Annotated in this window: 23 protein-coding genes; 8 read left to right on the top strand and 15 right to left on the bottom strand. The window is 41.2% G+C overall.

What is annotated here, in order from left to right:
* Positions 1-97 precede the first annotated feature (97 nt).
* Both hemB and thiO read left to right on the top strand, forming a co-directional pair.
* Entirely contained in the window at positions 98-1,111 is a 1,014-nt protein-coding gene (hemB, locus tag AVJ20_RS11055; RefSeq protein WP_111885258.1) for a porphobilinogen synthase, read from the top strand.
* A gap of 138 nt (positions 1,112-1,249) precedes the next feature.
* Positions 1,250-2,374: a glycine oxidase ThiO gene (gene thiO / locus AVJ20_RS11060; protein ID WP_111885259.1), complete on the top strand. Its 1,125-nt coding sequence runs from the start codon at positions 1,250-1,252 to the stop codon at positions 2,372-2,374.
* Positions 2,375-2,395: 21 nt separating this feature from the next.
* On the opposite strand, the gene AVJ20_RS11065 is transcribed toward thiO, so the two are convergent.
* From AVJ20_RS11065 to AVJ20_RS11075, 3 genes are all read right to left on the bottom strand, one after another.
* A complete protein-coding gene (locus AVJ20_RS11065) occupies positions 2,396-3,331 on the bottom strand; it encodes a TIGR01777 family oxidoreductase (protein WP_111885260.1) in 936 nt (311 codons plus the stop codon).
* A 66-nt stretch (positions 3,332-3,397) separates the two neighbouring features.
* Positions 3,398-3,847 (bottom strand): ABZJ_00895 family protein, encoded by a 450-nt coding sequence (locus AVJ20_RS11070; protein WP_111885261.1) that lies wholly within the window; start codon positions 3,845-3,847, stop codon positions 3,398-3,400.
* A gap of 394 nt (positions 3,848-4,241) precedes the next feature.
* Positions 4,242-5,186 (bottom strand): GGDEF domain-containing protein, encoded by a 945-nt coding sequence (locus tag AVJ20_RS11075; RefSeq protein ID WP_111885262.1) that lies wholly within the window; start codon positions 5,184-5,186, stop codon positions 4,242-4,244.
* A 169-nt stretch (positions 5,187-5,355) separates the two neighbouring features.
* Between AVJ20_RS11075 and AVJ20_RS11080 the strand changes: the two genes are divergently transcribed.
* The 3 genes from AVJ20_RS11080 (at position 5,356) to AVJ20_RS11090 (ending at position 10,731) form a co-directional block, all read left to right on the top strand.
* A complete protein-coding gene (locus tag AVJ20_RS11080) occupies positions 5,356-5,733 on the top strand; it encodes a VOC family protein (protein WP_111885263.1) in 378 nt (125 codons plus the stop codon).
* A gap of 138 nt (positions 5,734-5,871) precedes the next feature.
* Positions 5,872-7,125 carry an exonuclease SbcCD subunit D gene (locus AVJ20_RS11085; protein ID WP_078193096.1) on the top strand — a complete coding sequence of 418 codons (1,254 nt, stop codon included), beginning with the start codon at positions 5,872-5,874 and terminating at the stop codon, positions 7,123-7,125.
* A 9-nt stretch (positions 7,126-7,134) separates the two neighbouring features.
* Positions 7,135-10,731 (top strand): AAA family ATPase, encoded by a 3,597-nt coding sequence (locus AVJ20_RS11090; RefSeq protein ID WP_111885264.1) that lies wholly within the window; start codon positions 7,135-7,137, stop codon positions 10,729-10,731.
* A 48-nt stretch (positions 10,732-10,779) separates the two neighbouring features.
* Here AVJ20_RS11090 and AVJ20_RS11095 read toward each other — a convergent pair whose 3' ends face one another.
* Positions 10,780-11,580 (bottom strand): thioesterase family protein, encoded by an 801-nt coding sequence (locus AVJ20_RS11095; RefSeq protein WP_078193098.1) that lies wholly within the window; start codon positions 11,578-11,580, stop codon positions 10,780-10,782.
* A 193-nt stretch (positions 11,581-11,773) separates the two neighbouring features.
* On the bottom strand, positions 11,774-12,460 hold the full coding sequence (locus AVJ20_RS11100) for a YggS family pyridoxal phosphate-dependent enzyme (protein WP_111885265.1): 687 nt from the start codon (positions 12,458-12,460) through the stop codon (positions 11,774-11,776).
* A gap of 125 nt (positions 12,461-12,585) precedes the next feature.
* Here AVJ20_RS11100 and AVJ20_RS11105 point away from each other — a divergent pair, with 125 nt between their 5' ends.
* Both AVJ20_RS11105 and AVJ20_RS11110 read left to right on the top strand, forming a co-directional pair.
* Positions 12,586-13,623: a type IV pilus twitching motility protein PilT gene (locus AVJ20_RS11105; RefSeq protein WP_078190026.1), complete on the top strand. Its 1,038-nt coding sequence runs from the start codon at positions 12,586-12,588 to the stop codon at positions 13,621-13,623.
* 27 nt (positions 13,624-13,650) lie between these two features.
* Positions 13,651-14,772 carry a PilT/PilU family type 4a pilus ATPase gene (locus tag AVJ20_RS11110; RefSeq protein ID WP_111885266.1) on the top strand — a complete coding sequence of 374 codons (1,122 nt, stop codon included), beginning with the start codon at positions 13,651-13,653 and terminating at the stop codon, positions 14,770-14,772.
* Positions 14,773-14,849: 77 nt separating this feature from the next.
* Here the strand turns inward: AVJ20_RS11110 and fur are convergent, their stop codons facing one another.
* Entirely contained in the window at positions 14,850-15,287 is a 438-nt protein-coding gene (gene fur / locus AVJ20_RS11115; protein ID WP_078193101.1) for a ferric iron uptake transcriptional regulator, read from the bottom strand.
* Positions 15,288-15,399: 112 nt separating this feature from the next.
* Between fur and AVJ20_RS11120 the strand changes: the two genes are divergently transcribed.
* Positions 15,400-15,798: an outer membrane protein assembly factor BamE gene (locus AVJ20_RS11120; protein WP_078193102.1), complete on the top strand. Its 399-nt coding sequence runs from the start codon at positions 15,400-15,402 to the stop codon at positions 15,796-15,798.
* Between the two features lie 43 nt (positions 15,799-15,841).
* Here AVJ20_RS11120 and AVJ20_RS11125 read toward each other — a convergent pair whose 3' ends face one another.
* The 9 genes from AVJ20_RS11125 to AVJ20_RS11165 form a co-directional block, all read right to left on the bottom strand.
* The gene (locus AVJ20_RS11125) at positions 15,842-16,168 is read right to left on the bottom strand and encodes an RnfH family protein (RefSeq protein WP_111885267.1); all 327 of its coding nucleotides are present in this window, start codon (positions 16,166-16,168) and stop codon (positions 15,842-15,844) included.
* Positions 16,168-17,250 (bottom strand): hypothetical protein, encoded by a 1,083-nt coding sequence (locus AVJ20_RS11130; protein ID WP_111885268.1) that lies wholly within the window; start codon positions 17,248-17,250, stop codon positions 16,168-16,170. The genes AVJ20_RS11125 and AVJ20_RS11130 overlap by 1 nt, the downstream gene beginning before the upstream one ends.
* 142 nt (positions 17,251-17,392) lie before the next feature.
* Complete coding sequence (locus AVJ20_RS11135) at positions 17,393-17,848, bottom strand: bacteriohemerythrin (protein ID WP_078190032.1); 456 nt, start codon at positions 17,846-17,848, stop codon at positions 17,393-17,395.
* Between the two features lie 263 nt (positions 17,849-18,111).
* The gene (locus AVJ20_RS11140) at positions 18,112-18,960 is read right to left on the bottom strand and encodes a class II glutamine amidotransferase (RefSeq protein WP_111885279.1); all 849 of its coding nucleotides are present in this window, start codon (positions 18,958-18,960) and stop codon (positions 18,112-18,114) included.
* 209 nt (positions 18,961-19,169) lie between these two features.
* Positions 19,170-20,078: an acetylglutamate kinase gene (argB, locus tag AVJ20_RS11145; protein ID WP_078190033.1), complete on the bottom strand. Its 909-nt coding sequence runs from the start codon at positions 20,076-20,078 to the stop codon at positions 19,170-19,172.
* A 10-nt stretch (positions 20,079-20,088) separates the two neighbouring features.
* The gene (locus AVJ20_RS11150; protein ID WP_111885269.1) at positions 20,089-21,513 is read right to left on the bottom strand and encodes a phosphomannomutase/phosphoglucomutase; all 1,425 of its coding nucleotides are present in this window, start codon (positions 21,511-21,513) and stop codon (positions 20,089-20,091) included.
* Between the two features lie 562 nt (positions 21,514-22,075).
* Positions 22,076-22,528, bottom strand: a complete 453-nt coding sequence (gene dut / locus AVJ20_RS11155; RefSeq protein ID WP_111885270.1) for a dUTP diphosphatase — start codon at positions 22,526-22,528, stop codon at positions 22,076-22,078.
* A gap of 64 nt (positions 22,529-22,592) precedes the next feature.
* Positions 22,593-24,632, bottom strand: coding sequence for a UvrD-helicase domain-containing protein (locus tag AVJ20_RS11160; RefSeq protein WP_078193107.1), 2,040 nt, complete (start codon positions 24,630-24,632; stop codon positions 22,593-22,595).
* 137 nt (positions 24,633-24,769) lie between these two features.
* Positions 24,770-25,402, bottom strand: a complete 633-nt coding sequence (locus AVJ20_RS11165) for an OmpA family protein (RefSeq protein WP_078190036.1) — start codon at positions 25,400-25,402, stop codon at positions 24,770-24,772.
* Positions 25,403-25,454: the final 52 nt, after the last annotated feature.

Below are 25,454 nucleotides of genomic sequence, written 5' to 3' on the forward strand. Positions count from 1 at the left end.
AATCGCTGTCATTGAATAAAAAAATAATACGGGGTGCGCCAAACCCTCATTATGCGTCTACAATAGTCAAAGTTTAATACTGATCAATGAGATTGTTATGACCTATACGTTCAATCGTCCAGCTTTTCCTGCCACTCGCATGCGTCGCATTCGTAAAAATGACCAGCTTCGCGCTATGGTGCGTGAAACTCAACTGACGACTGATCATCTCATTTATCCAGTATTTGTGTTGCCAGGCCAGCAACAAACTCAAGATATTCCAAGCATGCCAAACGTACAGCGTCTATCTGCTGACTTGTTACTAAGAAAGGCAGAACGTTTACTCGAATTGGGTGTTTCAAAATTAGCTTTGTTCCCAGTTACACCACAGGAAGATAAAAGCTTAACGGCTGAAGCAGCTTGGCATGAAGATGGCTTAGTCCAAAGCACCATCCGTTTATTAAAAAAAGAACTACCAGAAATGGTTCTCATCACTGATGGTGCGCTCGACCCATACACCACACATGGTCAAGACGGTATTATTGATGATACCGGCTATGTACTAAATGATGAAACCGTTGAATGCTTAATTAAACAAGCGCTCAGCCATGCCGAAGCGGGTGCAGATGTGGTTGCACCAAGTGACATGATGGATGGTCGTATCGGTGCAATTCGCCAAGCCCTTGAAGCCAATGGCCATATCTATACCAACATCATGGCTTATTCTGCAAAATATGCGTCTAGCTTTTACGGGCCATTCCGTGATGCGGTAGGTTCTTCAAGCAACCTCAAAGGTGGCAATAAATATAACTATCAAATGGACATCGGTAACCGTGCAGAAGCTTTACATGAAATCGCACTGGATATCCAAGAAGGCGCCGACATGGTGATTGTAAAACCGGGTATGCCGTATTTAGATATCGTCCGTGAAGTCAAAGATAATTTCGGTGTTCCAACATTTGTCTATCAAGTGAGTGGCGAATACGCCATGTTGGCAGGTGCCATTCAAAATGGTTGGCTGTCTGAAAACGTGATTATCGAATCGCTTATGAGCTGCCGCCGTGCAGGTGCAGATGGGATCTGGACTTACTTTGCTGAAGATGCAGCACTCATGTTGAAAGACATGAAATAACCTGCAAAGCCTTCCTGAAATGGTAACGTTCAGGAAGGCTTTTTTTATATCTGTAAAATTTAAAAAACAGTCTTGGAAGAAAAACTTCGGCGTTGCTGAAGTTAAGATCAAACTCATACATTCATCGGTTAAAAGAACATGAATATTGCCATTATTGGGGCGGGTATTAGTGGTTTACTCAGCGCATTAGAACTGGTTGAACGCGGTTGTACGGTGACGATTTTCGACCAACAACGCACAGGTTCCGCCGCATCATGGGCTGGCGGTGGCATCCTCTCCCCGATGTATCCTTGGCGATATCCCAATGAAGTCAATGCGCTCGCACGTTATGGCAAGCAGAGCTACCAAAAATGGAATGAAAAATTAAAACCGATCACTGGGATTGATTTTGAAATTCATGAAACTGGCATGCTGATTTTTGATGAAGATGATTTTGAAATTGGCTTAGATTATGCCCGTTTGCACCAAGACCCGATGCAACATGCGGAATATTTACAATCCGAGCAAATTGAGCAGATTAATCCTCACATTTCAGCACGCTTTGCACATGGCATTTATTTTTCACAATTAGCCAACATCCGTAATCCGCGACTTTTGCAGTCTTTAACGGCTTATTTACAGCAGCATCCTAAAGTTCAGATATATGAAAATTGCCCGATCCGCCAATTAAACCGTTCGGACAATCGTATCCAGTCCATCACCACCGCAGATGGCAAACAACATACAGCTGATCAATTCGTTATTGCCACGGGCGCTTGGTCAGCCGCATGGAGTGAACAACTAGACATTGAGATACCCGTACAACCCGTGCAGGGACAAATGCTTCTCTTTAAAACTCCGCAGAACTGGTTGCCGACCATGTGCATGAATAAAGTCATGTACTTGATTCCACGCCAAGACGGTCATGTGGTTTGCGGCTCAAGTATGCGCCAATGTGGCTTTGATACTCAGACAACAAATACAACCTTGCAGCATATTCAAAAATCCTGCTTTGACATGGTACCAGAGCTTGCCAACTTTCCGATTGTGAAATCTTGGGCTGGCCTGCGCCCATCTTCGCCTGAAGGGATTCCATATATTGGGCAGATGCCAAATTTCGACAATCTTTGGGCAAATTTTGGGCATTTTAGAAATGGTTTATGCATGGGACCAGCTTCAGCTCAGTTATTGGCTGAACTTATGACTGGGGAAACGCCTTCATTCAATGCGGACCACTATAGTCCGAGTCGCCTGTTTCAAGATGCATTGTTAAGCGTCGAATAATGGTCAATCCGTCAAATTCAACTAAGCCAATAAATCCTGCAAGGCTTCTTTTAACGTCGGAAATTTAAACTCAAAGCCTTGCTGTAATAATGCGGCTGGCTGAACCAATTGACCATTTAAAATTAATTGCGATTGCTCACCCAATAAAATTTTAAAAACAATTGCAGGCACATTGAGCCATGGCTTTTTCGCTAATTGACGTGCTGCAATCTGCGCAAACTGAGCCTGCGTCGATTTTTCAGGCGCAACTAAATTAAAAATATGCGGATCGATTGGCGTGGGTTCAAGCAACGCATGTTTTTTCTCAGCTTGTTTCATTAAAAACAGCATACTTCGGATCACATCTTGTATGTGTATCCACACAAAAGGCTGCCGACCAGAACCTATTTTATTGACCAAATTGAACTGAATCGGTCGCAACATTTGCGGTAAGATCCCGCCACCTTCAGCCAAGACCACACCTAGTCGTGTGATAATGGTATTTTGTTCAGGAAATTGGCGTGTGACTTGCTCCCAACTTTGGCATAGCTCTGACATAAAAATGGCTTGTGGTGCAGTATTTTCATCGCACACTTTTGTCCATTGTTCTTCAATATCAATACCATAATAGCCAACAGCCGAACCTGAAATAATGCATTTCGGAAAAATTTTACGTTTACGTAAATATTGATACAGCGCTTCTGTGGTTTTGACCCGACTTTCTAATAATTGCTGTTTACGCGTCTCTGTCCAACGACCTTTGCCGATACTTTCACCTGCAAGATTAATCACATAATCAATTCTGTCATGAGGAATTTGATCGAGCTGCTGTACCCAAGTTAAATGTGGTGATTTAAAAATACGCCCAGCCTTACGACTGAGCCCAATCACTTTATAATCCGCAGCTAAAAGTGCCTTGATGAGATGTGTGCCAATAAAACCGCTGCCACCCGTCATCAGTACTGTGGGATGATGCATAATTTGTTCTTATCTATATGAAATAATACTATTATCTATAGAACAAGATCACCAAACGATCAAGCTTTATGCACCAAACTTTTGAGCAGCCATCCGCTGTGCTTGCGGACCATAAAACCAATAGGTGATTAAATACAAAGGGATAGCCATCAGTAACAACATGATCACCATTAAACTCATAAACTGAGGATGTTGAACATAGAGCATTAAATTTTGCCAAATTTCAGGATCTTTTCTTGAAAAAATTGCGATACCCAAAAGTACAAAAGCTAAATTATATAACCAAAAAATCAGGCTAAAACCTAAGGTAAATTTTTTACGCTCTGCCTGTGTCGGTGCTCTCTGATTTTTATTTAAAAACCGAAATAACACCACGATCATGGCAACCAGGTAGGGTACGACTGTTAAAATACCACCTACACCCTGTGGCAATAATGCAGCGATCACACCGCAAATACAGGTCATGATTAAACAAATGAAAAAAAACAATAAAAAATAACGTGTTAAAGACACCATGACCCTAACCCAAGAAGAAGTTGACACCTAGTATAAAAAAAAATGCATTTTTTTTCATTTTCATGTCAACCAATCTGTAATCGGCTACGTTATATAGGGTACAAGGTCTGTAGCAACCGATGATTTGGACGGCATCCACAATGTTTCGGTGACCTTTTTAAAAGCAATAAGCTTCATTTTGAATTTAAGTATGAACAGCAGCCATCACTTAAATTTAAAATCGATTTTTTGACCGACGATTTCATCATCACTCGAATCGTCGGTCTTTTATTTTGTGCCTTATGTATTCAGCATTTAATTTTTATATTCTACACCCAAAAAAATCAGCCGATAAAATATCGACTGACTGAAAAATCTATGCAACTTTAAAATAAGTCACAACTGTAAATCTATGTTATGCAGCACAGTAGCGATTACGCCCCTGTCTTTTGGCTACATAAAGGTTTTTATCAACTTGATCCAGAAATTGCATTGGATTATCCAGATCTGAAGGAATAATGGTTTTTACCCCCATGCTGAGTGTGACGAGTTCCGACACCGCAGAGGCTTTATGCGGTAATCGTGCAGCACGCACGGCATCCATAATTCTATCGGCCATCACTGCTGCTGCGGCTTCATTGGTCTCTGGTAAAATCCAAGCAAATTCCTCGCCACCAAAACGCGCAACTAAATCACGAGGTCGTGTACAACAAGATTCCAAACTTTTAGCAATTTGACGCAGACATGTATCCCCAATCACATGACCATTCAAGTCATTGTATTGTTTAAAATAATCTAAATCGATCAAAATTAAACTCAGCGGCTTTTGCGTGCGGATTGCGTTTAACCATTCACGCTGGTAAAAGTCATCAAACAAACGTCGATTAGCAATACCAGTTAAGCCATCTTTATATGAATATTCTTCGAGCTGACGTTGCAATTTTTGTAGTTGTTCCTCTTGTTTTTTCCGCTCGGAAATATCAAACATAAAGCCGACAAGACAATCTACATCACCATTTGGTTTACGCACGACATGAACAACATCACGTATCCAAAGATATGAACCATCTTCTTTAAGTGCACGATAATCTGCTTCATGATCTATACCAGCCATGGACTGTGAAACACAATAATTCAGTACATAATTACGGTCTTCCTCGTGCATACGTGATGCCCAATCATCTACCGTTTTCCAACTACTTTGTTTCCAACCGAGTAACTTTTCAATTTGCGGTCCAATATAACTAAATGTTTTACTGTCCCAATCAATACACCAAGGAATGGCTAATGTAGACTCTAATAAAGTCTTATACACCATATTATTTGCAAGTTTTTCTTCATCAAAAGGATTATTTGGCATGTTGCATCTCCTGCTACTCCAAATGCAGGCAATATACCCGCTGTACAATAATTCACCTATATACAGGATTAGAACAACATTTTATATTCCTAGTTCTTGGTATTTTTTACCCTAATTTCAGATCTCAACTATTTGAAACGTGTAATCCATCAAAGAAAATATAACAACAATGAACCAGCTCTACTATTTTGAAATTAAAAGTTCCGATCCAAAGCGTGAAGTGGCCTTTTATTCTGCAGTTTTCGGTTGGACATTTACCCCAGTTGAAGGGCTACCAATTCAGTACTTCCGTATTGAAACTCAAGGTATTCATGGTGGCTTGTTAGAACGCCCTGCTCAGACGCCACCGACGCACTGCGGCACCAATGCATTTACCTGTAGTTTTGAAGTTGAAGATTTCGACCAAATCGCTGAGAAAATTTTGGCGCAAGGTGGTCAAATTGCCATGGAAAAATTTGCGATCCCCGGTCAATGTTGGCAAGGCTATTTCTTAGACCCAGACCACAATACCTTTGGCCTTGTGCAAGTCGATCCAAATGCACAGTAAACACTTGGTTTTTGATTGGGGAGCTTCTACTTGTCGAGAACGACTTAGTTTGACGTATGAATGATTAATCGCCCTCGAAAACGTGACCATCTGTGATACTTTAGAGCCCAATCAATTTTTTTGATTTTTGGGGCTTGCATGACTGTTCGTTTTTTTCATACTTCTGATTGGCATTTAGGACAATTTTTCTATAACCACTCACGTGACTACGAACATGAACAGTTTCTCAATTGGCTGCTTGAACAAATAGCACAAAAACAGCCACATGCCCTGCTCATTGCAGGCGATGTTTTTGATGTGATCAACCCCGCTTCCAGAGCGCAAAAACAGTTGTATCAGTTTCTAGCAGATGCACATGAGCGGGCTCCGCACATGCAAACCCTGATGATCGCAGGCAACCATGACTCAGGCTACCGTATTGAACAAGTTGAGCCTTTATTAGAAAAATACCATGCCAAAGCTGTAGGCGTGGTCCATAAAAATACCGAAGGTCAGCTCGATTTAGACCGACTGCTGGTACCTATTTATGATGAACACAAAAATGTAGTGGCATGGTGCCTGACTTTACCTTTTCTACGTGCTGCCGAGATCACCGGTTTCAATGATCAAACCACCAATAGTCAAAATGCCATTGCCTATGTACATCAACAATTAATTGCTGAAGCCAATGCACGTAAAACTCCAGATCAAGCCTTAATTTTAATGTCCCATGCCCACATGCAAGGCGGTGAAACGTCAGACTCAGAGCGCCCGATTATTATGGGCAATGAAGAAGCAATTTCAACCGCCCTGTTTGATGATGTAATTGACTACGTGGCTCTTGGGCATTTGCATAAACCGCAAAAAGTTGGACAAACTCATATCCGTTATAGCGGCTCACCGATTCCCCTGTCATTTAGTGAAATCAATTATAAGCATCAAGTGCTTGATATCAGTATTGACCCGACTCAAAGCGATGAATCACGCTTTCAAATAGAGTCCTTAGCGATTCCGCGCAGCGTGCAATTGCATCGCATCAAAGGCACAATTCCAGAAGTTTTGGCACAATTATCCGCTTTGCCGAGCGGTGAAATTGAAGATATTGATCAGCGTGAATATGTCGAAATTGAATATCATACCGACACTCCGCCTGCACCGAATTTACGACAGCAATTTGAAGAAGCGCTAGCGCCAAACCGTTATCGTTTGGTGCGCATCAGCCGACGTTATTTAAATTCAGATCAAAATAATCCGCAGCAAGCCGCAATCAACCTTGATCCGCCTACGCCTGAAAAATTATTCCAAAACCTTTGGGAAAAACAGGGCTACGGTGCTGATGACACCGTAATGAAAGATTTTTTAAGTTTGGTCGATGAAGCACAAAAATCACTTGAAGATGATGCGAACACTTAAGGAATTGCCATGAAAATTTTATCTATACGCATTAAAAACTTGGCATCTTTAGCGGGTGAGCATTTTATTGATTTTGAATCTGAACCCTTAGCAAGTGCAGGCTTAGTGGCAATTATTGGTAAAACAGGTGCTGGTAAATCGACTATTTTAGATGCCATGTGTTTGGCGCTGTTTAACCGTGTGCCGCGCTTAAAAGACAGCGATGGCAAACTCATCGATGTAGATGGTTCAGAGCTGCCGACCAACTCACCGCAAACAGTCTTGCGCCGTGGTACAGGCCAAGGCTTTGCCGAGCTCAGTTTTATTGCTCAAGACCAAAAAGTCTATTCTGCACGTTGGGAAATTAAACGTGCCCGTGAAAACCCAAACGGTAAATTGCAAAGCGTACAGCGCTCACTGAAATGCTTAACAGATGGCACTGTTGTTGCGGATAAAACCAAAGCGGTTGAGAGCCAAATTTTACGCATTACTCAACTCAGTTTTGAACAATTCACCCGTGCCGTTTTACTGGCTCAGTCAGAAGTGACCGCTTTTTTAAAAGCGCGTGATAATGAACGTGGCGAGCTATTGGAGTATCTAACCAATTCCAGTATTTTCGGGAAAATTGGTCAATTGGCCTTTGAAAAAACCAAGCAAATTGCCAATCAGCGTAAGGCTTTGGAAGTTCGACTCGGTGATATTGAAATTTTATCGGATGAAGATCTTGCCTTATACACGGCGAATTTTCAAAGTCATACAGAGTCTTACCAAAAATTCGAAAGTGAAAAGCAGCAATTGCTCAAACAGCAGCAATGGTTTCAACACAAAGATAAACTGATTGCGGATATTCAGCAACGTGAGCAATATTTGGCTGTTCAACAGCAGCAACTCGATGCACTGCAGCCGCAGAAGCAGCAATTGCAGCAACTGGAAAAATTCGCCTCAATCCGTCCAAGCATCATTCAACGCAAGAATTTAAGTACTGAAATAGCAACGCTGCAGCCTCAATTGGCTCAAGCACAGCAGCAGTTCAACGCAATTGAAATTAAGTTTAATCATGAAAAAACTCAATTTAAACAACTTGATCTACAGCAAAAACAGCAGCACCAATTTGAAGTTGATCATCAAGATCAAATTGATTTAGTACGTGCGCGAATTGCCGACCGCCGAGTGCTAGGCGATCAGCTAATTGCTGTAAAAGATGAACTCAAAAAACTGCAAGATCAGCATGCCCCGCTGCTTCAAGCCGAACAGCAATTGTTACAAGTACAGCAGCAGTTAGAACAAAATATAGCGCAGCAAAATACCCTACTCTCGCAAACAGCACATTTTCAAATTTTGGATGAAGCACTGTCTGCACATCTCAGCCCTTTACAGCGTTTTATTCAAAGTTATGTGCAATTTGAGCAGCAATATGGTGATGTCGCTCAAGCCACGCAACAAGTGGCACAAAAACAACAGCAACTTGACCAGCTCATTCAGCAATTTGGGCAAGACCAAGCACTTAACTCGAAAATTACGGGCTTGCGTACAGCGCGTGAAGACTTATTAAATCGCATCAATAAATTAGATATCACCAAGAGTCATTGGCAGCATTACCACGCCATTCATGTTGAACATCAGCAAAAATTGCAAGACCAGCACCAACTGCAAAGTGATCTCACACAGAATCAGCAGCAATGCAGCATGGCTGAAACTGAATTTCATGCACAAAAAGCAGCTCGAGAGAATTTGCAAACTGTACTGCAGCAGCAGCGATTACTGCATGCAGAAAATATTGAACAGCTCAGAGCAAATCTGGTTGCAGGTGAAGCATGTTTGGTCTGCGGCAGCACCGAGCACCCTTATACATATAACCAAGATGTGCTTTCCCATGAACTATTGAAACTGCAAGTACAGCAGGAACAGCAAGCACTAGCGCAGGAAAAAATAACGTTTGATCTGTGGCAGCAACTGCAAAAAAAATGCACACAGCAGTCCACTGCCTTTGAAGCCAATGCACAGCAACTCACCGCAATCAGCACGCAACAGAGCAATGCCCAAACCCAGCTTGAGCAATCACTTAATGCACTGAATATTCCATACGATTTGCACTCTGATTTGAGCTTGCTTGAAACGGCTATAACGCATCATATTGCACAAACACAGCAATCTTTGCAGCAAACAGAAGCTGATTTAAAAACCCATGAACAGGCGCAGCAAAACAGCCATACTTTGACTCAATACATTCAGCACACGACAAAGCAGCTGACAGAAATACAGCATGCGGAACAAAATATTCAACCTATTTTGTCTTTATTGGATGACACTGAAAAATACGCATGGCAGCAGTCAACCCGCACCGCTGCTGAAGAAATTTATATTCAATTACAGCAACGTCTTAACACCTTAAAACAACGTAATGAACTAAATGCTCAGCTGAATCAAATAACACATCAGCTGGAACAGGCAAAACAGCGCAGTAAATTCAGTCTAGAGAATATTGCTGCAACTGAAAAACGCATTTCGACACTGTTAGAAGAAGGTAAACAAAATAGCGATCTTGCAATCCAAGCTATTTTTACCATGACTCAAGTAACTGTTGAAAAACCGCATGAATGGTTATTACAGTTTGAGCAAAACCGACAACAGCTGCAGACTCAGTTTAATACCGTACGTCAACAATTTGAGCAGCGACGCCAAGCCTTTGATACGGCACAAGCAACACTGCAAAAATATCAGGCACAGCAACTACAGTTGCAAACTCAACAAAATGCAGCCGCGTTGAGTATTCAACAGTGGTTAGCGCTGCATATTGATTTTAGTGACGCCTTGTTACAGCAGCTCAGTGAAATTACACATGAGCAAGAGCTGCAACTGAAACAGCAAATTAGCTCGGCTGAACGTACATATAGCGATGCTCAGTCTGCTAAGAAAACATTGGATGAGCAACTACAGCAGCACTTAATGCTGCAGCCTGAAATCGAATTTGAAGCACTACTCTCACAATTACAAAGTTTGGTTGAACAAATAACCCAAGTGATGGAACAGCGTGATGAAGTGAAACTCAAACTCGAAGTACATCAACGCAATGTAGCAAAACAGCAGCAATTTACCGATCAGATTCAACAGATCCAATCTGAGGAACATCGTTGGAATAAGATTTCGAGCTTAATGGGCGATGCAACGGGCAAGAAATTCCGTGATTTGGCACAGCAATATAACCTCGATATTTTAATTGAATATGCCAATCAGCAATTGGCGATGCTTTCACAGCGCTATACCTTAAAGCGCCTTGAAAACTCATTAAGCCTAGCCATTGTCGATCATGATATGGATGGTGAAACCCGCTCGGTCTCTTCGCTTTCAGGCGGTGAGTCTTTCTTAACCGCGCTCGCTTTATCCTTAGCCATTGCGAGCATGGCATCAGGTACAACAAAAATTGAAAGCCTATTTATTGACGAAGGATTTGGTACGCTAGACGCTTCAAGTCTGCACATGGTGATGAATGCTCTGGATCAGCTACAAAACCAAGGGCGTAAAGTCGTGCTAATTTCTCACATTCAAGAAATGCACGAACGAATCCCTGTGCAAATTCAAGTCAATCCTGTCGGAGCAGGTGCAAGCACCATCCAAATCGTATCTTAAAAAAAGCCTGCTTAAAGCAGGCTTTATAATTTTTGATTCTCTAGATCATTACGTCCCGAGTGGACGTAGCGTTAAAATCTGTTCACTACGCCCAAATGGGCCATGGACATCATGCAATACAGAACTACTCAAACCAACACCATCCGCTCCATACTGCTGCACGGTTTCCAGACCTAACCACTGTCCCTGTGGTAAACGGTGCAAATGGATTTGTAGATCCAGATTTGGAAAGCCCCAGCCAAATGGCCAATCCTGACGCGGAACAATACCATTGGCGGTATCAACCATGCCCATTAAACGGACAAAATCAGCAGTCGGCTCACCTTCAACCATGTCATGCTGTGTTCTCAGCCACACAATGCCTTGACCTGCACGGCGCCCATGGCTTCTTGCTTCAATCGACTGAATATATCCCCCCGGCCACTGACGGATACCGTCCCAAATCGGCGCAGTTTCTGGCCCAGTCACATCAGCATCCTCCAAACCTTTCACGGACTGGCTATTTTGCGTCATCATGCGCCAAGTGCGTGCCACAATGCAGGTTTTGCCCTGAGCCCGCATTTCAGATTCAATCAGTTCAATGGTTTTTCCCGGACGAATCACTTGCGTGATTATTTCAAACTCGCCAGCAGGAATTAAGCCCAAAATATCGAGGCTAATGCGCCCGATACGCATATCATGACGTGGTGAAAAACGGTCTAATTCAGCACAAATAATGCCTGTAGCTGGTGCCATGTGTTGCTCATGTGCATTCCATGCACCTTGTGCTAAATTGGTCGAATGGTAATGTGCCGTGACACAGCCTTGCGCATCTACGTCGCGTTGAATCAACTGATAATATGCCGTCATGAACTTCCCTATTTGTCCAAGTGTGAATTACTTCAATACCAAAAACATCCTGATTATTTTGTACTCAACTTTAATGGAAAGTTCAAATTAAAAGGCTCACTTTGAACCCATAGGTTTCATCTATTGTGAAAATTTATCTGCTGTGCTTACACTTTATAAGCCTAGTTTTTGAAAGCAGGCTGAATCTTCTGTCCTATTTTGAATAATCACGTGCGCCAAACAATGCTGTCCCCACGCGAACCATCGTTGAACCCGCAGCAATCGCATCAGTCATATCGCCTGACATCCCCATACTTAATGTATCCCAATCTTCAGGTTTCGCATGCTGTGCTTTGACGTGTTCAAAGAGCATTTTGGCATCAGCAAACGCTTGCGGATTGTTTGGAGCAGGAATCACCATCAGTCCACGTAAGCGTAAATTCGGTAGCGTAGAAATCTTTGCGACCAAATCTGCTACTTCATTCGGCTGACAGCCATCCTTCGTATCTTGCGCATCAATATTGACTTGTAGGCAAATATTCAAAGGTGCTTGCGTCGCTTCTCGCTGGCTTGATAAACGCTCCGCAATAATCAAACGGTCTACCCCATGCACCCAAGCAAAGTTTGAAGCCAAATGTTTGGTTTTATTGCGCTGTACATGACCAATGAAATGCCAATCAATCTCTAAATCTGCCAAAGCCTCAATTTTTTCAAGCGCTTCTTGCAGATAATTTTCACCAAATGAGCGTTGCCCCGTTGCATACATTTCTCTTAGCATTTCAGCAGGATGCGTCTTAGATACAGCCAACAATTCAACCGATTGCTGTGGTCGACCCGCAAGTTGGCAAGCCTGCTCAATTTGCTGCAAGACTTGATTTCGTGCTTCTTGAAGTTTATTCATTGACGGGGTTCTCATTTCATTCATCTTTTTTTGCATTGCCCTGCAACTAAGTGTTGGTTAAGCTGTGGGAAAGCCTTATTATTCTATCAAAATAATTAAGATTTAATTTTTATCTCGGGGATTTTATGGACATTACAGAACTATTGGCCTTTGCTGCCAAAAATAACGCTTCGGATTTACATTTATCTTCTGGTATGCCACCAATGATTCGTGTGGATGGTGAAGTTCGTCGTATCAACCTTCCTGCTCTTGAACATAAAGAAGTGCACAAATTGGTTTACGACATCATGAACGATAAACAGCGTCGTGATTACGAAGAAAAATTAGAAACTGACTTTTCATTTGAAGTACCTGGTGTGGCTCGTTTCCGTGTGAACGCATTTAACCAAAACCGTGGTGCTGGTGCCGTATTCCGTACCATTCCTTCAAAAGTACTAACCATTGAAGATCTTGGCATGGGCCAAATCTTCAAAGATATTTGTGAATATCCACGTGGCATCGTATTGGTGACCGGTCCAACAGGTTCGGGTAAATCAACCACGCTTGCTGCGATGGTTGATTACATTAACGACAACCGTTATGACCATATTTTAACGGTCGAAGACCCGATCGAATTTGTACACGAATCAAAAAAATGCTTGGTCAACCAACGTGAAGTACACCGTGATACGCACGGCTTTAACGAAGCACTTCGTTCCGCACTGCGTGAAGACCCGGATATTATCTTAGTCGGTGAGATGCGTGACCTTGAAACCATTCGTTTGGCGCTGACAGCTGCTGAAACCGGTCACTTGGTCTTCGGTACACTACATACAACCTCTGCCGCAAAAACCATTGACCGTGTGATTGACGTATTCCCTGCTGAAGAAAAAGATATGGTTCGTGCAATGTTATCCGAATCACTTCAAGCCGTAATTTCACAAACCCTACTCAAGAAAAATGGCGGTGGTCGTGTGGCTGCCCATGAAATTATGATTGGTATTCCTGCGATCCGTAACTTGATTCGTGAAAACAAAGTCGCACAAATGTATTCTGCGATTCAAACCGGTGCCAACTACGGTATGACCACACTCGATCAAAGCTTAAAAAACCTTGTCGCAAAAGGCATTATTAGTACGCAAACTGCACGGACTGCAGCGAAACAACCCGAATCTTTCTTGTAATTTTTTTATTTTTCTGGGGCGATCGTTATGGATTTTAACGGCTTACTTGATTATATGGTGGAGAAAAAAGCATCGGATTTATTCATTACAGCCGATGTTGAACCTTCGATTAAAATCAATGGGCAAATTTTGCCAATTGGCTCGACTAAGTTACCGGGTCCGACTGTCGGTCAAATTTTATATTCGATAATGTCTGAAAAACAGCGTAAGGAGTTTGCCGATACGCGCGAATGTAACTTTGCCATTAGTAATACCAGTAAATCTGCTCGTTTTCGTGTCAGCGCCTTTCAACAACGTGACCAGCCAGGTATGGTTCTGCGTCGTATCGAAACCGTTATTCCAACGATGGATGAGTTGAAATTACCGCCGATTTTAAAAGAATTAGCGATGACCAAGCGTGGCATTATCATTTTCGTAGGTGCAACGGGTACAGGTAAATCAACCTCTTTGGCATCTTTGATTGGCTATCGTAATGAAAATAGCAAAGGTCATATCATTACAATTGAAGACCCGATTGAATTTGTACACCAACACCGAGGCTGTATCATTACCCAACGTGAAGTGGGTATTGATACCGACTCTTTCGAAGTTGCCTTAAAGAATACGCTACGTCAGGCACCTGACGTGATTCTGATTGGTGAGATTCGTTCACGTGAAACCATGGACTATGCGATTGCCTTTGCTGAAACCGGTCACTTGGTTTTTGCAACACTGCATGCCAACAACGCCAACCAGGCCATCGACCGTATCATTCACTTCTTTGAAGCGGATCGTCATAGTCAGCTATTCATGGACTTATCTTTGAACTTAAAAGCAATGGTTGCGCAGCAGTTGATTCCAACCATTGATGGTAATTCACGTCGTGCTGCCATTGAGATTTTGATCAACTCACCTTTAATTTCAGACTTAATCCGTAAGGGTGAAGTGCATGAAATTAAAGACCTGATGAAGCGTTCTCGTGAACTGGGTATGCAAACCTTTGACCAAGCCTTATATGACCTTTATAAAGCCAAGCAAATTAGCTACAAAGATGCGCTCAAACATGCCGATTCACCGAATGACCTGCGTCTACAGATTAAATTGTCTGAAGAAGGCGGTGAGCATTTACTGCGTGCAAATTCAAATATTACCTTTGATGGTCAACATTAATTCTGCATGATGCTTTCGGAAATAAAAAACAGACTTCATATGAAGTCTGTTTTTTATTCATTCTCATCCGCATCGGATTATTTTTTACGATATGCTTCTTGGCATTCAGGCGCATCACAATAGCCATAAAGATTTAATGAGTGACCTGTAAGTTGGAAACCAAATTTTTCTGCCACTTGATGTTGCTCATGCTCAATCACATCATTAGTAAATTCCACCACTTTATTGCAGTTTTGACACACAATATGGTCATGGTGATCTTCTTGCATAATCTCAAAAACAGAATGATTGTTTTCGAAATGATGGCGTTGAATAATACCTGCAGCTTCAAACTGTGTTAACACGCGATACACAGTTGCTAAACCCACATCTTCACCCTGTTCAAGTAAAGTCTTATAAATATCTTCTGCGCTTAAGTGATGTTGTCTTGAATTTTCAAGCAATTCCAATATTTTAATTCGTGGAAGTGTAACTTTAAGTCCAGCTTTACGTAAATCTTGATTTGAAATAGGCATGAAAAAAGGTCTCTCAACAAAATTAAAGTTGGAATATGCAACAAAGTGTAGATGCAGTATGATCTATCCTTGGATCAAATGCATCATAATTAATTTGGGATAGTTTAGCAAAATGCAAAAAATCATGCTGACGTTATTCGTCACTTCATTGCTCGTAGGCTGTTCAACCTTGGGCGTTTATAAAGTTGATATTCCACAAGGTACACCTTTAACTCAAGCACAAGCGGCTAAAATTCAAGTGGGAATGAGCCACCAACAAGTTCGCTTTTTGCTAGGTAGTCCAACTGTTGCCGATCCAATGAATCCGTTACGTTGGGACTACATTTATAAGTATACCCCAGGAACATATGCTAAAAAAGCCAAGATTCCTGCTGCACATGGTCAACACTTAAAAATCTTCTTTGACCAAAACGGTATCGTTCAAAAAATTGAAGGCTTAGAAACCATTCCAGAGTCTCAACCTGGCTTACCAGGTTCTAAAGAAGCGATTTTAACTGCGCCACCACTATAGTCGCTTTCAGATAAAAATAAACCCCTAAATTTAGGGGTTTTTTTTATAAGTACAATTGTTTGAAACGATTGCCTCGACAATAACGACCAACGGGATTTTTCTTGGCGCGATTACGACGAATATCTTTCGGATTAATGGTTAATGCACGATAGATTTCGACACGATCACCTGCTTCAAGTAACTGAGATGAATCGCTTACACGCGCCCCGAAGATTCCTAGTGTTAATTCTTCGGGTAAATCCACTTGTTTTCGAATGCCACTTTGCACAATAGCATCTTCAACCGTCATACCGGGATTAAAGCTCAGCGGAATTAATATCTGCTGTTCCACGCTCGCATAAGCGACCCATACTTGTAACTGAGCTGTCATTAGAATAACTGCCCAATCACAGCCACCAATGCCAATATTATTGACAAGGGCACGACGATACGTACGGCAATACGCCAAATATTATAAAAGGTTTCATGACTGAAGTTCATTGACTTACGTAGATGACTAATCTTCATAATCCACCCTGCGAAAATCGCATAAATCAGACAAATAATTAAGCCCCAAATCAACAAGGCAATATTAAATACTGGAACAACAGTGCTCAGTGCCCATACAAAAACCGCAACCAATAAAATCGCCCATTGCACCACTACGGCCAATTGGCGTTGTTGTAATTGTTCACGTGCCATTTGAATCAGCAATGCTGAAGCTGCGACTAAACCCACAACCAGTGCTAAAGCAGGTACTTGTACTTTTGCTGCGAAAAAGGCAAAAGCAACCACTGCCAAAAGTTGAGCGATCCAAATTGGAAATACCGTTTTGCTTGCAATCTCTTGTTGCTTCACAGCTGGCAAACTTGACTGCCAGTACAAGCCCATCCCCAAACCACTTGCTACGAGCGCCAAGACGGTTGCATTGCCCCACTCACTAAATTCGAGCGCAGTCATTTTCCACTCTGGTAAGGCAGTTCCCATAACATTCGCTAAGACTACTGCAGCAATCACACCAATAGCGGTCAAAATCACTAAAAATTGGCGTGGTACAAACGACAATGCAAATGCAATGACTGCAAGGACAGCCAAAATAATGCTATAGGCAAAGCCATTAGCTGTAAAAATTGCCACATATTGCGACGCGGCTGAAAGCATGGCACCTGCTAAAAATGGAATAAATACTACGGCAAGCCAACCGACTATACGCCATTTGGGTGAAGCATCCGCATCACGTGTTAGCGAAGACAGTGCTTGAACTGCTGTAATTTTTGAACGTTTTGCTAAAGCAATTTCCAAATAACATAGCGGTAAAGCTAAAATAAGCATTGTACCTAGCCACAACAGCCAGAAATCTAGCTGACGTTCAATTTGAATACCTGTTACCGGTGCTAAAGTTGCAATAATGATAAAAGATAAACAGAACGCCATCAGTGGCGATAACCATTTCGACATCGCATTGTCCTGCATGACAAATTCCTTTGAAAATTCTAGCGCTATTTTGCCTTGCTGTGCCTTGAAAATCAAAAACAAAAAGCAAATCACCTTAAAGGTGATTTGCTGCGCAAATAATATTATTAGATTTTAATTGTTTTTATTTCATTTTTTGAGGTTATGAAAAGAAACGTGCAAACCAATTTTTGCCTTTTTTCTTTTCTTTTTCTTTGATGATACCCATCATATTTTCTTTAACCGCACCGACATAATCAGCATCATCGTGCTGAATATGGTTAATCAGCCATTTTGAAAGCACTTCATGTAATTCATTTTCAATCGCATGCCCCATTTCAAAACGGTCGCGGTAAGATTCAATTTTTTTAATAAATAAATCATGTACGCGTTTATGTGGCACACGATATTTATAACCCGCTTCTTCTTGTAAAGATTCTTCGAAGGTAAAATGTGATTGCGTGTAATCAATAATGTTTTCCAGAATTTGTTTTACACGATCACGATCTGTATTTGCGTCAATGCCATCAATTTCATTGATGTAGTCAAGAATCCGTTTGTGTTGATCGTCAATCACATCGATACCAGTATTGTATTCTGGAACCCATTTCATTTTCATTACGACCACCTATAAATATGAAGGACTTATCACGTAAATTTCATCATATAATTAAAGAACTTAAATAAAAATGAAGTAAAAAGGTTGGTTTTAATTGAAATACTGCTATTTATATTGTAATTAATTGTTTTTATTATGTTAATTTATTTAATCCCGAGTATAAAGCTAAGATATTTTTTAATCAATTCAATATCTTAGAAAACACCCTTAATTCAATAAAGTGTAAGATATTCATTTTTATAATGAATATCTTTCATTCAAAATTAATACTGATCTGCACGTGTGACACGTTTTAAAGATGGGTCCAGCCGCTCACGTTCTAAACGTTCAACAACCGTCTTTGCAGCACGTATTGGACGACCATGTTGAAATAAAATCATTTCACCCGGCTCAAATGCTGTCCAAACTTCATTTTGCGTTAAGGGTTCAGTGGTAATCACGGCAACACGGTCTTCAGGCGTAGTGACTTCACTAAAATCGACTTCAACATCAATATCAATCAACTGTGCAGGCTGAAATGGAAACTCTCGAACCAGCCAATGCAGCTTGGTAATCGCATAACTAAATAGCGCCTGCCCATTCGACAAACAAAAATTAAAGGTGCCATGTTCCGCAATTTTCGGAGAGATTTCTAATAACAGGTCAAACACCTGATCGAGTGTTGGTTCGGTATAACCAAAACGTTTCACCATTTGCTCAAGCAAATAGCAAAAGGCCAATTCACTGTCGGTATTGCCGACGGGGCTGAAGCGCCCCGTGAGCTCAGGCTGAAAGCCATGTAGGTCGCCATTATGTGCAAAAATCCACTGTCTGCCCCACAATTCACGACTAAATGGATGTGAGTTTTCAAGATTAATTTTGCCTTGTGTCGCTTTACGAATGTGTGCAATCACATTGCGAGATTTAATCGGGTAGTTTCGGATCAGCTCGGCAATCGGAGACTCTACAGCAGATTGATTGTCGACAAATAAACGACATGCTTTATCTTCAAAAAAAGCGATACCAAAGCCATCACAATGATCTGAGGTAATTCCTGCTCGCTGCGAAAATCCCCGAAACGAAAAAGTAATATCGGTGGGAGTCGCACAATTCATTCCGAGCAGCTGGCACATATTGATCATTTCAGCAGTAAATCTATGATTTCTCTATTGTGCATGACAGTTTTAGTTGTTGTAAATCTAAAATCGGCGCCATTATAAGAGTTTTTATAATCCAACAGGGCAAATACTTTATTTGATCTATACAAATCTCACTTAGCCAACTGATAAATAATAAAAAAGCCTCAAAAGAGGCTTTTTTATATCAAAAAATGCTAAGTATCTTAAGCTTTTTTCACATTGGTTCGATTGGTGATTAATGTACCCACACCATGATCCGTAAAGATTTCAAGTAATGTTGCATGAGGTACACGACCATCAACAATATGTGCGCTGATTACGCCACCTTTGACTGCATCTAATGCACAGCCAACTTTCGGAATCATGCCACCATAGATCACGCCAGTTTCAATCAAACGATCGACTTCTTGGGTTGTTAACCCAGTCAGCAGATTTTTATTTTCGTCTAAAACACCCGTGATATTGGTCAATAAAATTAGCTTTTCCGCACCCAATGCTTCCGCCACTTTACCTGCAACCAAGTCAGCATTGATGTTATAGGTATTGCCGTCTTCGTCTACACCTAATGGTGCAATCACAGGAATAAAATCGCTTTGGGTAAACATTTCAAGTACGTCAGTTTTCACACCAACCACTTCGCCAACTAGACCTAAATCAATCTGTTTTACTGAACCATCTTCGGCAGTTTTTTCCATCAATAATTTTTGCGCACGGATCAAATTACCATCTTTACCCGTTAAACCAATTGCACGGCCACCGTGTTTATTGATTAAGTTCACAATCGATTTGTTCACGCTGCCGCCCAAGACCATCTCGACAACTTCCATCGTTGCAGGATCAGTCACGCGCATACCGTCGATACGATCAGACTCACGGCCTAATTGTTTGAGGAATGAATCCACTTGTGGACCACCGCCATGTACCACAATCGGATTTAGACCAACCGTTTTCAGCAATACGATATCACGTGCAAATGAGCTCTCAAGCTCAGGATCGGTCATGGCATTACCACCATACTTCACTACCAGCGTCTTACCCGCAAAACGTTGAATATACGGCAAAGCTTCCGTCAGGATTTGTGCTTTGTCGATGCCAGTATGTTGATGTGGCATTTGCCTCTCCTTATTGAGCATCTGGAATGTCATGAGCAATGTCTGGATAGTGCTCAACTAACATGGAAACAAACAGATCTTGTATTTCTTTTAAGCGTGCTGATGAGTTGGCATCAAAGCGTAAAGTGAAATACTCACCTGTATTCGATGCTCGAATGATGCCAAATCCATCATCAAAATCAAGGCGTATTCCATCAATTTTACTGATTTGTGCCGGAATTCGCGTAGAATTGGCTTCAACCTGCTTTAAAACTTCCGCTGGATCATGCTGATGCGTACTGACATATAAATCTTCGGTACTAAAGCGCTCCGGATATTTTGCCAAAGCTTCTGACAATGTCAGTCCTTGAGCCTGAATATATTCTATAACTCTTAGTGCAGCATATAGACCATCGTCATAACCGCCGCCGCGGCCGTCATTAAAAACATAATGCCCTGCGTACTCTCCGCCAAAAACCGCTTTGCCTTTAGATTGGGAAATATATTTTCGCAAGAAACTACTGCCCGTTCGAATCATGACAGGCTGCGCATCTAAATCGTACACGGTATCTCGAATCATTGTTGAACATTTCACATCAAATACCACTTCTGCATGTGGTTTTTGAGTCAAACAAATTTCAGCAAATAAACACAATAATCGATCTGCAGAAACCACTTTGCCAGATTCATCAATCAGCACTAAACGATCACCATCACCATCTAAAGCAATGCCAATATCGGCTTGTTGTTGCTTTATAGCTTGGCGAAGGTGAGTTAAATGTTTGAGCTGTGATGGATCTGGAGCATGATCAGGGAAATGTCCATCAGCTTGGCAACGTAATGCCAAAACTTCACAGCCTAATTTATTTAATAATAAGGCTGCACAATACCCAGCTGAACCATGCATGCCATCGATCACAACTTTAAGCGGTTGCTGTAAATGAATGTCATCTAAAATAAATTTCTGATAGGCCAAACAATATTCAGGCTTGATTTCGTGTGGCTCAAGTTCAGTCATCAAATGCACACGTTTCGATGAAAAACAATTTCGTGCTTCGACTGCAACGTGTTGAATCATCTCTGGACAAGGTGGCTCACCTTTGATAATCCACTTGATACCATTATCTGATTTTGGATTATGGCTCGCCGTCACCATAATGCCATTGCCTTGAAATTGTCCCGCAATAAAATACAACATCGGGCTTGAGCAGCAGCCAATAATTTCCGCTTCAAGGCCAGCCTCATGGCAGACTTTTTGAATTATTTTTGCATAGGTTGGACTGGTTAAACGCGCATCATAGCCAATGGCAAGTCTCTTTTGCCCTACATCTAAATATTGTTTGACTAAGCCACAAGCAATTGACTGAACTAAATCAGCATTTAAGAGCGATATTTTCCCGCGAATGTCATATGCACGAAAAATATGTTGCGGAAAGTGACTAAACAGTGAACCCATACTATGTTCTTCTAATTACATCTTTATTAATTAAAAAATCTAAAATTCTATTGAGAATTTAAGCTTTTAATTAAAGGATAAAATCCTGAAAAAAAAGTGTAGCTTTTTTTATAACAAATTTAGTTAACAATCAATTAATAATATTTAAATACTGATCTAAAAATTACACTCACATTTATCCAATAATTTATTTTTAAAATAAAATCAATAGCTTAAATTAATAAAAATATCAAATTATCATTCAGTCTTAAATATTTTACTTTTCAAATATTTTTGATTATTTATTCAAATGTGTATAAATATAGTAAATCGATCAAATTTAAACCAATACACAAAATTCTAATTATTCTTTACCCTCACCCCTAAAATATAAACCAAGTAAACTCATCAGAATTAAAACTCCTGATAAGATCCAAAATACTCTAAATATAGATTTGAATTTGAATAAATTAAAATTTAAATAAAATGATATAAATAAAAACCATCACGAGGATGGTTTTTATTCGCTACTTGATTGTAGGCATTTACTTGTCAACACACTGGAGCAAAAGTCTTGCGCTGATTAGTTTTTACCTGTATGACCAAAACCGCCAGCTCCTCGTTCAGTGGCTTCAAACTCATCTACAATATCAAACTGAGCTTGTACAACTGGCACTAAAACATATTGTGCTAAACGCTCACCCGGCTCTAGGCTAAATGCCGTTTGGCTACGGTTCCAAACAGATACCATCAATTCACCTTGATAGTCTGAGTCAATCAAACCGACCAAGTTACCCAACACGATTCCGTGTTTATGACCTAAGCCTGAACGTGGGAGAATTAAACCTGCAAAGTTAGTATCTTCGATATAAATCGATAGGCCTGTTTTTACCAGAACAGTTTGACCCGGTTCAATTACGGTGGTTTCTTCTACACATGCACGGAGATCTAGACCTGCCGAACCTGCTGTGGCATAAGTTGGCATTGGCCATTCCGTACCTAAACGTGTGTCGAGAACTTTAACTTGAACTTTCATGGTTCATTCCTGTTTCAATAAAACGAATTTCAAAAAATAAATAAAATATTCTACACATTAAGCTTTAACGCTTAATCAGCGCACGTAAATTTTCTAAATAATGCTGTGCTTGCTGTTTAGGATCGATATCCCCTGCCAGCTTTTTCTTGCGCCCTAACCACTCCAATTCATCTTGTGGCAGTTCGTCCAAGAAACGGCTTGGTGTCATTTGTCGCATTTGACCACCAGCTTTACGCTGCTCTGCAAGAGTCATGGTTAAACCTTGACGTGCACGAGTAATCCCCACATACATCAGTCGACGTTCTTCCTCAACCGTGTCTGCAGCAATGGAGTTTTTATGCGGTAGAATTTCTTCTTCCAGACCAATCAAATAAACGAATGGAAATTCCAGACCTTTCGACGCATGAAGTGTTAACAAATTGACTTTATCGGTGTCTTCTTCTTCTTGTTGCTGTTCTAACATATCGAGCAGCACCATTTTACGAATCACACTTTCAATGTTCTTTTCATCTACATCTTCAGCGCGGTTTATCAAACTTTGAATACTGCTATATAGCACTTCAATATTATCCAGTTTGGTTTTTTCCTGTGCAGGTGTAGCTGCAGATTCTTTAACATAGTCGATATAACCTGCTTCAATCATCATGCGACGAATGATCGGAACAGGTTCATCATCTTCTAATAATTCACGAGTAAAGGTCGAAATAAAGTCCGCAAATTCGGCCAATTGGGTTGTAGCTTTTTTCGGAATCGCCATGCTCAAGCGCTGATCCCCTGCTGCACTGAGTAAGGATAAATTACTTTCCTGCGCAAATAAGCCAAGCTTTTCCAAAGTCACCGGACCAATCGCACGTTTTGGTGTATTGATAATTCGTAAAAATGCACTGTCATCTTCAGGGTTGATGATCAAACGTAAGTAGCTCATCAAGTCCTTAATTTCAGCACGAGCGAAGAAAGACTGACCACCCGATAATTTATACGGGATCTGCATTTGGCGTAGCTGTGTCTCTAGAGCACGCGCTTGGAAATTACCACGGTATAAAATGGCGTAGTCTTTCCAATTTTTACCGTTCATCAGCTTGTGCGTAATCAAGTCTTTTACAACGCGTTCTGATTCATCATCGTCATTACGACAAGTAATCACGCGGATCACTTCACCATGGCCTTTATCTGACCAAAGCTTTTTATCGAAAATATGTGGGTTATTGCCAATAACTGTATTGGCAGCTTTTAAAATACGACTGGTCGAGCGATAGTTTTGCTCAAGCTTAATCACTTTCAGATTACGGAAATCTTCCTTCAATAAAGCCATATTCTCAGGCTTAGCACCACGCCATGCATAAATCGATTGGTCATCATCACCTACCGCGGTGAACTGTCCCATGACACCCACGAGTAATTTCACCAAAATATATTGCGCGGTGTTGGTATCTTGATATTCGTCGACCAATAAATAGCGGATTCGATTCTGCCAACGATCACGCACTTCTGCATTTTCTTGTAATAAGCGCGTCGGCATGACAATCAAATCATCAAAATCCACAGCATTGTAGGCACGTAAATTACGCTCATACAGTTGATACAGATGTGCAAACTGAACGTCTTCTGCTGTTTCACAGGTGGTATGCGCTTGCTCAGGTGGAATCAGATCGTTTTTCCAATCTGAAATCATTTTCATGGCTTTGGCAATCAGCTCTTTACTTTCTGCACCGGATAAATTGTCGCGATGCATTAAGTCCATCAAAATGCGTTTGCAGTCATCTGCATCTAAAATTGAAAAGTTATTTTTCAGTGGTGTATTTTTTAATTCCAAACGGAGCATGTTTAGCCCGAAGTTATGGAATGTAGAAACCGACAGCCCTTTTGCCTCTTCACGGCTCATCAGCTTCGTCACACGCTCTTTCATTTCACGCGCAGCTTTGTTGGTAAAGGTCATCGCGGTGATACGGTGCGCAGGAATACCACAATGCTTCACCAAATAGGCAATTTTACGGGTAATCACCGATGTTTTGCCTGAACCTGCCCCTGCAAGTACTAACAAGGGTCCTTGAGTGTATTTCATTGCTTCAAGTTGCTTGTCGTTCAACTGACTTGCCAGTGACATAGTCTTTCCTCTTATTAATTCGAGGATGATTATAGTCATCTGAAACGATCTTGCCTAATGCAAAATGTATTTTATCGGTCATTAAAAATGCCATAAAAAAAGCCACCCGAGGGTGGCCTTTCGTTTCGAACTAAAACTTATTTAGTTTCGTAAACTGAGATTTCTACGCGACGGTTTTGTTCACGACCTGCAGCAGTTGAGTTATCCGCAACTGGAGAAGTTGAACCATAACCACGTGCAGTAATACGAGTTGAAGAAATACCTTGAGACGCTAGGTAGTTTTTCACTGAGTTTGCACGGTTTTGAGAAAGTGGGTTGTTGATCGCATCAGAACCAGTGTTGTCTGTGTGACCATGTACAACGATTGCAAGTTTGTTTGCAGTACCGTCTTCACGCAATACTTTAGCAACGTCATTCAACGCAGATTGGAACTGAGATTGAATAGTTGAAGAGTTAGTTGCGAAAGTTACTGATGGCATAACAAGGTTGATCGAACCATCTGGATTACGACCTACGTCAACACCAGTACCAGCCAATTCTTGTTTAAGACGTTGTTCTTTCTTATCAAGAAGAAGACCAGCACCCGCGCCAACTACAGCACCAATTGCTGCTGCTTGACCCATTTTGTCTTTATCAGCATTAGAATAAGCAATACCAGCGCCTAAAAGAGCACCTAAACCAGTACCGATTGCTGCTTTGTCATATTCCATGTTTTGACAACCAGTAAGTGCCATTGCCCCAACTACTGCCGAAATTACTAGTGCACGCATTGCATGCCTCCTTCTTTGTGTTTTGTTGTATGGTTGAAATGATGAAGTAAAA

It is taken from the genome of Acinetobacter sp. CFCC 11171 (genome assembly GCF_003268405.1).
Classification (GTDB): Bacteria; Pseudomonadota; Gammaproteobacteria; order Pseudomonadales; family Moraxellaceae; genus Acinetobacter; species Acinetobacter amyesii.

What these genes read in the sequence shown, in the direction of transcription:
- hemB (WP_111885258.1), top strand. Translation starts at nt 98, where the DNA reads ATGACCTATACGTTCAATCGTCCAGCTTTTCCTGCCACTCGCATGCGT.
- thiO (WP_111885259.1), top strand. Translation starts at nt 1,250, where the DNA reads ATGAATATTGCCATTATTGGGGCGGGTATTAGTGGTTTACTCAGCGCA.
- AVJ20_RS11065 (WP_111885260.1), bottom strand. Translation starts at nt 3,331, where the DNA reads ATGCATCATCCCACAGTACTGATGACGGGTGGCAGCGGTTTTATTGGC.
- AVJ20_RS11070 (WP_111885261.1), bottom strand. Translation starts at nt 3,847, where the DNA reads ATGGTGTCTTTAACACGTTATTTTTTATTGTTTTTTTTCATTTGTTTA.
- AVJ20_RS11075 (WP_111885262.1), bottom strand. Translation starts at nt 5,186, where the DNA reads ATGCCAAATAATCCTTTTGATGAAGAAAAACTTGCAAATAATATGGTG.
- AVJ20_RS11080 (WP_111885263.1), top strand. Translation starts at nt 5,356, where the DNA reads ATGAACCAGCTCTACTATTTTGAAATTAAAAGTTCCGATCCAAAGCGT.
- AVJ20_RS11085 (WP_078193096.1), top strand. Translation starts at nt 5,872, where the DNA reads ATGACTGTTCGTTTTTTTCATACTTCTGATTGGCATTTAGGACAATTT.
- AVJ20_RS11090 (WP_111885264.1), top strand. Translation starts at nt 7,135, where the DNA reads ATGAAAATTTTATCTATACGCATTAAAAACTTGGCATCTTTAGCGGGT.
- AVJ20_RS11095 (WP_078193098.1), bottom strand. Translation starts at nt 11,580, where the DNA reads ATGACGGCATATTATCAGTTGATTCAACGCGACGTAGATGCGCAAGGC.
- AVJ20_RS11100 (WP_111885265.1), bottom strand. Translation starts at nt 12,460, where the DNA reads ATGAATAAACTTCAAGAAGCACGAAATCAAGTCTTGCAGCAAATTGAG.
- AVJ20_RS11105 (WP_078190026.1), top strand. Translation starts at nt 12,586, where the DNA reads ATGGACATTACAGAACTATTGGCCTTTGCTGCCAAAAATAACGCTTCG.
- AVJ20_RS11110 (WP_111885266.1), top strand. Translation starts at nt 13,651, where the DNA reads ATGGATTTTAACGGCTTACTTGATTATATGGTGGAGAAAAAAGCATCG.
- fur (WP_078193101.1), bottom strand. Translation starts at nt 15,287, where the DNA reads ATGCCTATTTCAAATCAAGATTTACGTAAAGCTGGACTTAAAGTTACA.
- AVJ20_RS11120 (WP_078193102.1), top strand. Translation starts at nt 15,400, where the DNA reads ATGCAAAAAATCATGCTGACGTTATTCGTCACTTCATTGCTCGTAGGC.
- AVJ20_RS11125 (WP_111885267.1), bottom strand. Translation starts at nt 16,168, where the DNA reads ATGACAGCTCAGTTACAAGTATGGGTCGCTTATGCGAGCGTGGAACAG.
- AVJ20_RS11130 (WP_111885268.1), bottom strand. Translation starts at nt 17,250, where the DNA reads ATGCAGGACAATGCGATGTCGAAATGGTTATCGCCACTGATGGCGTTC.
- AVJ20_RS11135 (WP_078190032.1), bottom strand. Translation starts at nt 17,848, where the DNA reads ATGAAAATGAAATGGGTTCCAGAATACAATACTGGTATCGATGTGATT.
- AVJ20_RS11140 (WP_111885279.1), bottom strand. Translation starts at nt 18,960, where the DNA reads ATGTGCCAGCTGCTCGGAATGAATTGTGCGACTCCCACCGATATTACT.
- argB (WP_078190033.1), bottom strand. Translation starts at nt 20,078, where the DNA reads ATGCCACATCAACATACTGGCATCGACAAAGCACAAATCCTGACGGAA.
- AVJ20_RS11150 (WP_111885269.1), bottom strand. Translation starts at nt 21,513, where the DNA reads ATGGGTTCACTGTTTAGTCACTTTCCGCAACATATTTTTCGTGCATAT.
- dut (WP_111885270.1), bottom strand. Translation starts at nt 22,528, where the DNA reads ATGAAAGTTCAAGTTAAAGTTCTCGACACACGTTTAGGTACGGAATGG.
- AVJ20_RS11160 (WP_078193107.1), bottom strand. Translation starts at nt 24,632, where the DNA reads ATGTCACTGGCAAGTCAGTTGAACGACAAGCAACTTGAAGCAATGAAA.
- AVJ20_RS11165 (WP_078190036.1), bottom strand. Translation starts at nt 25,402, where the DNA reads ATGCGTGCACTAGTAATTTCGGCAGTAGTTGGGGCAATGGCACTTACT.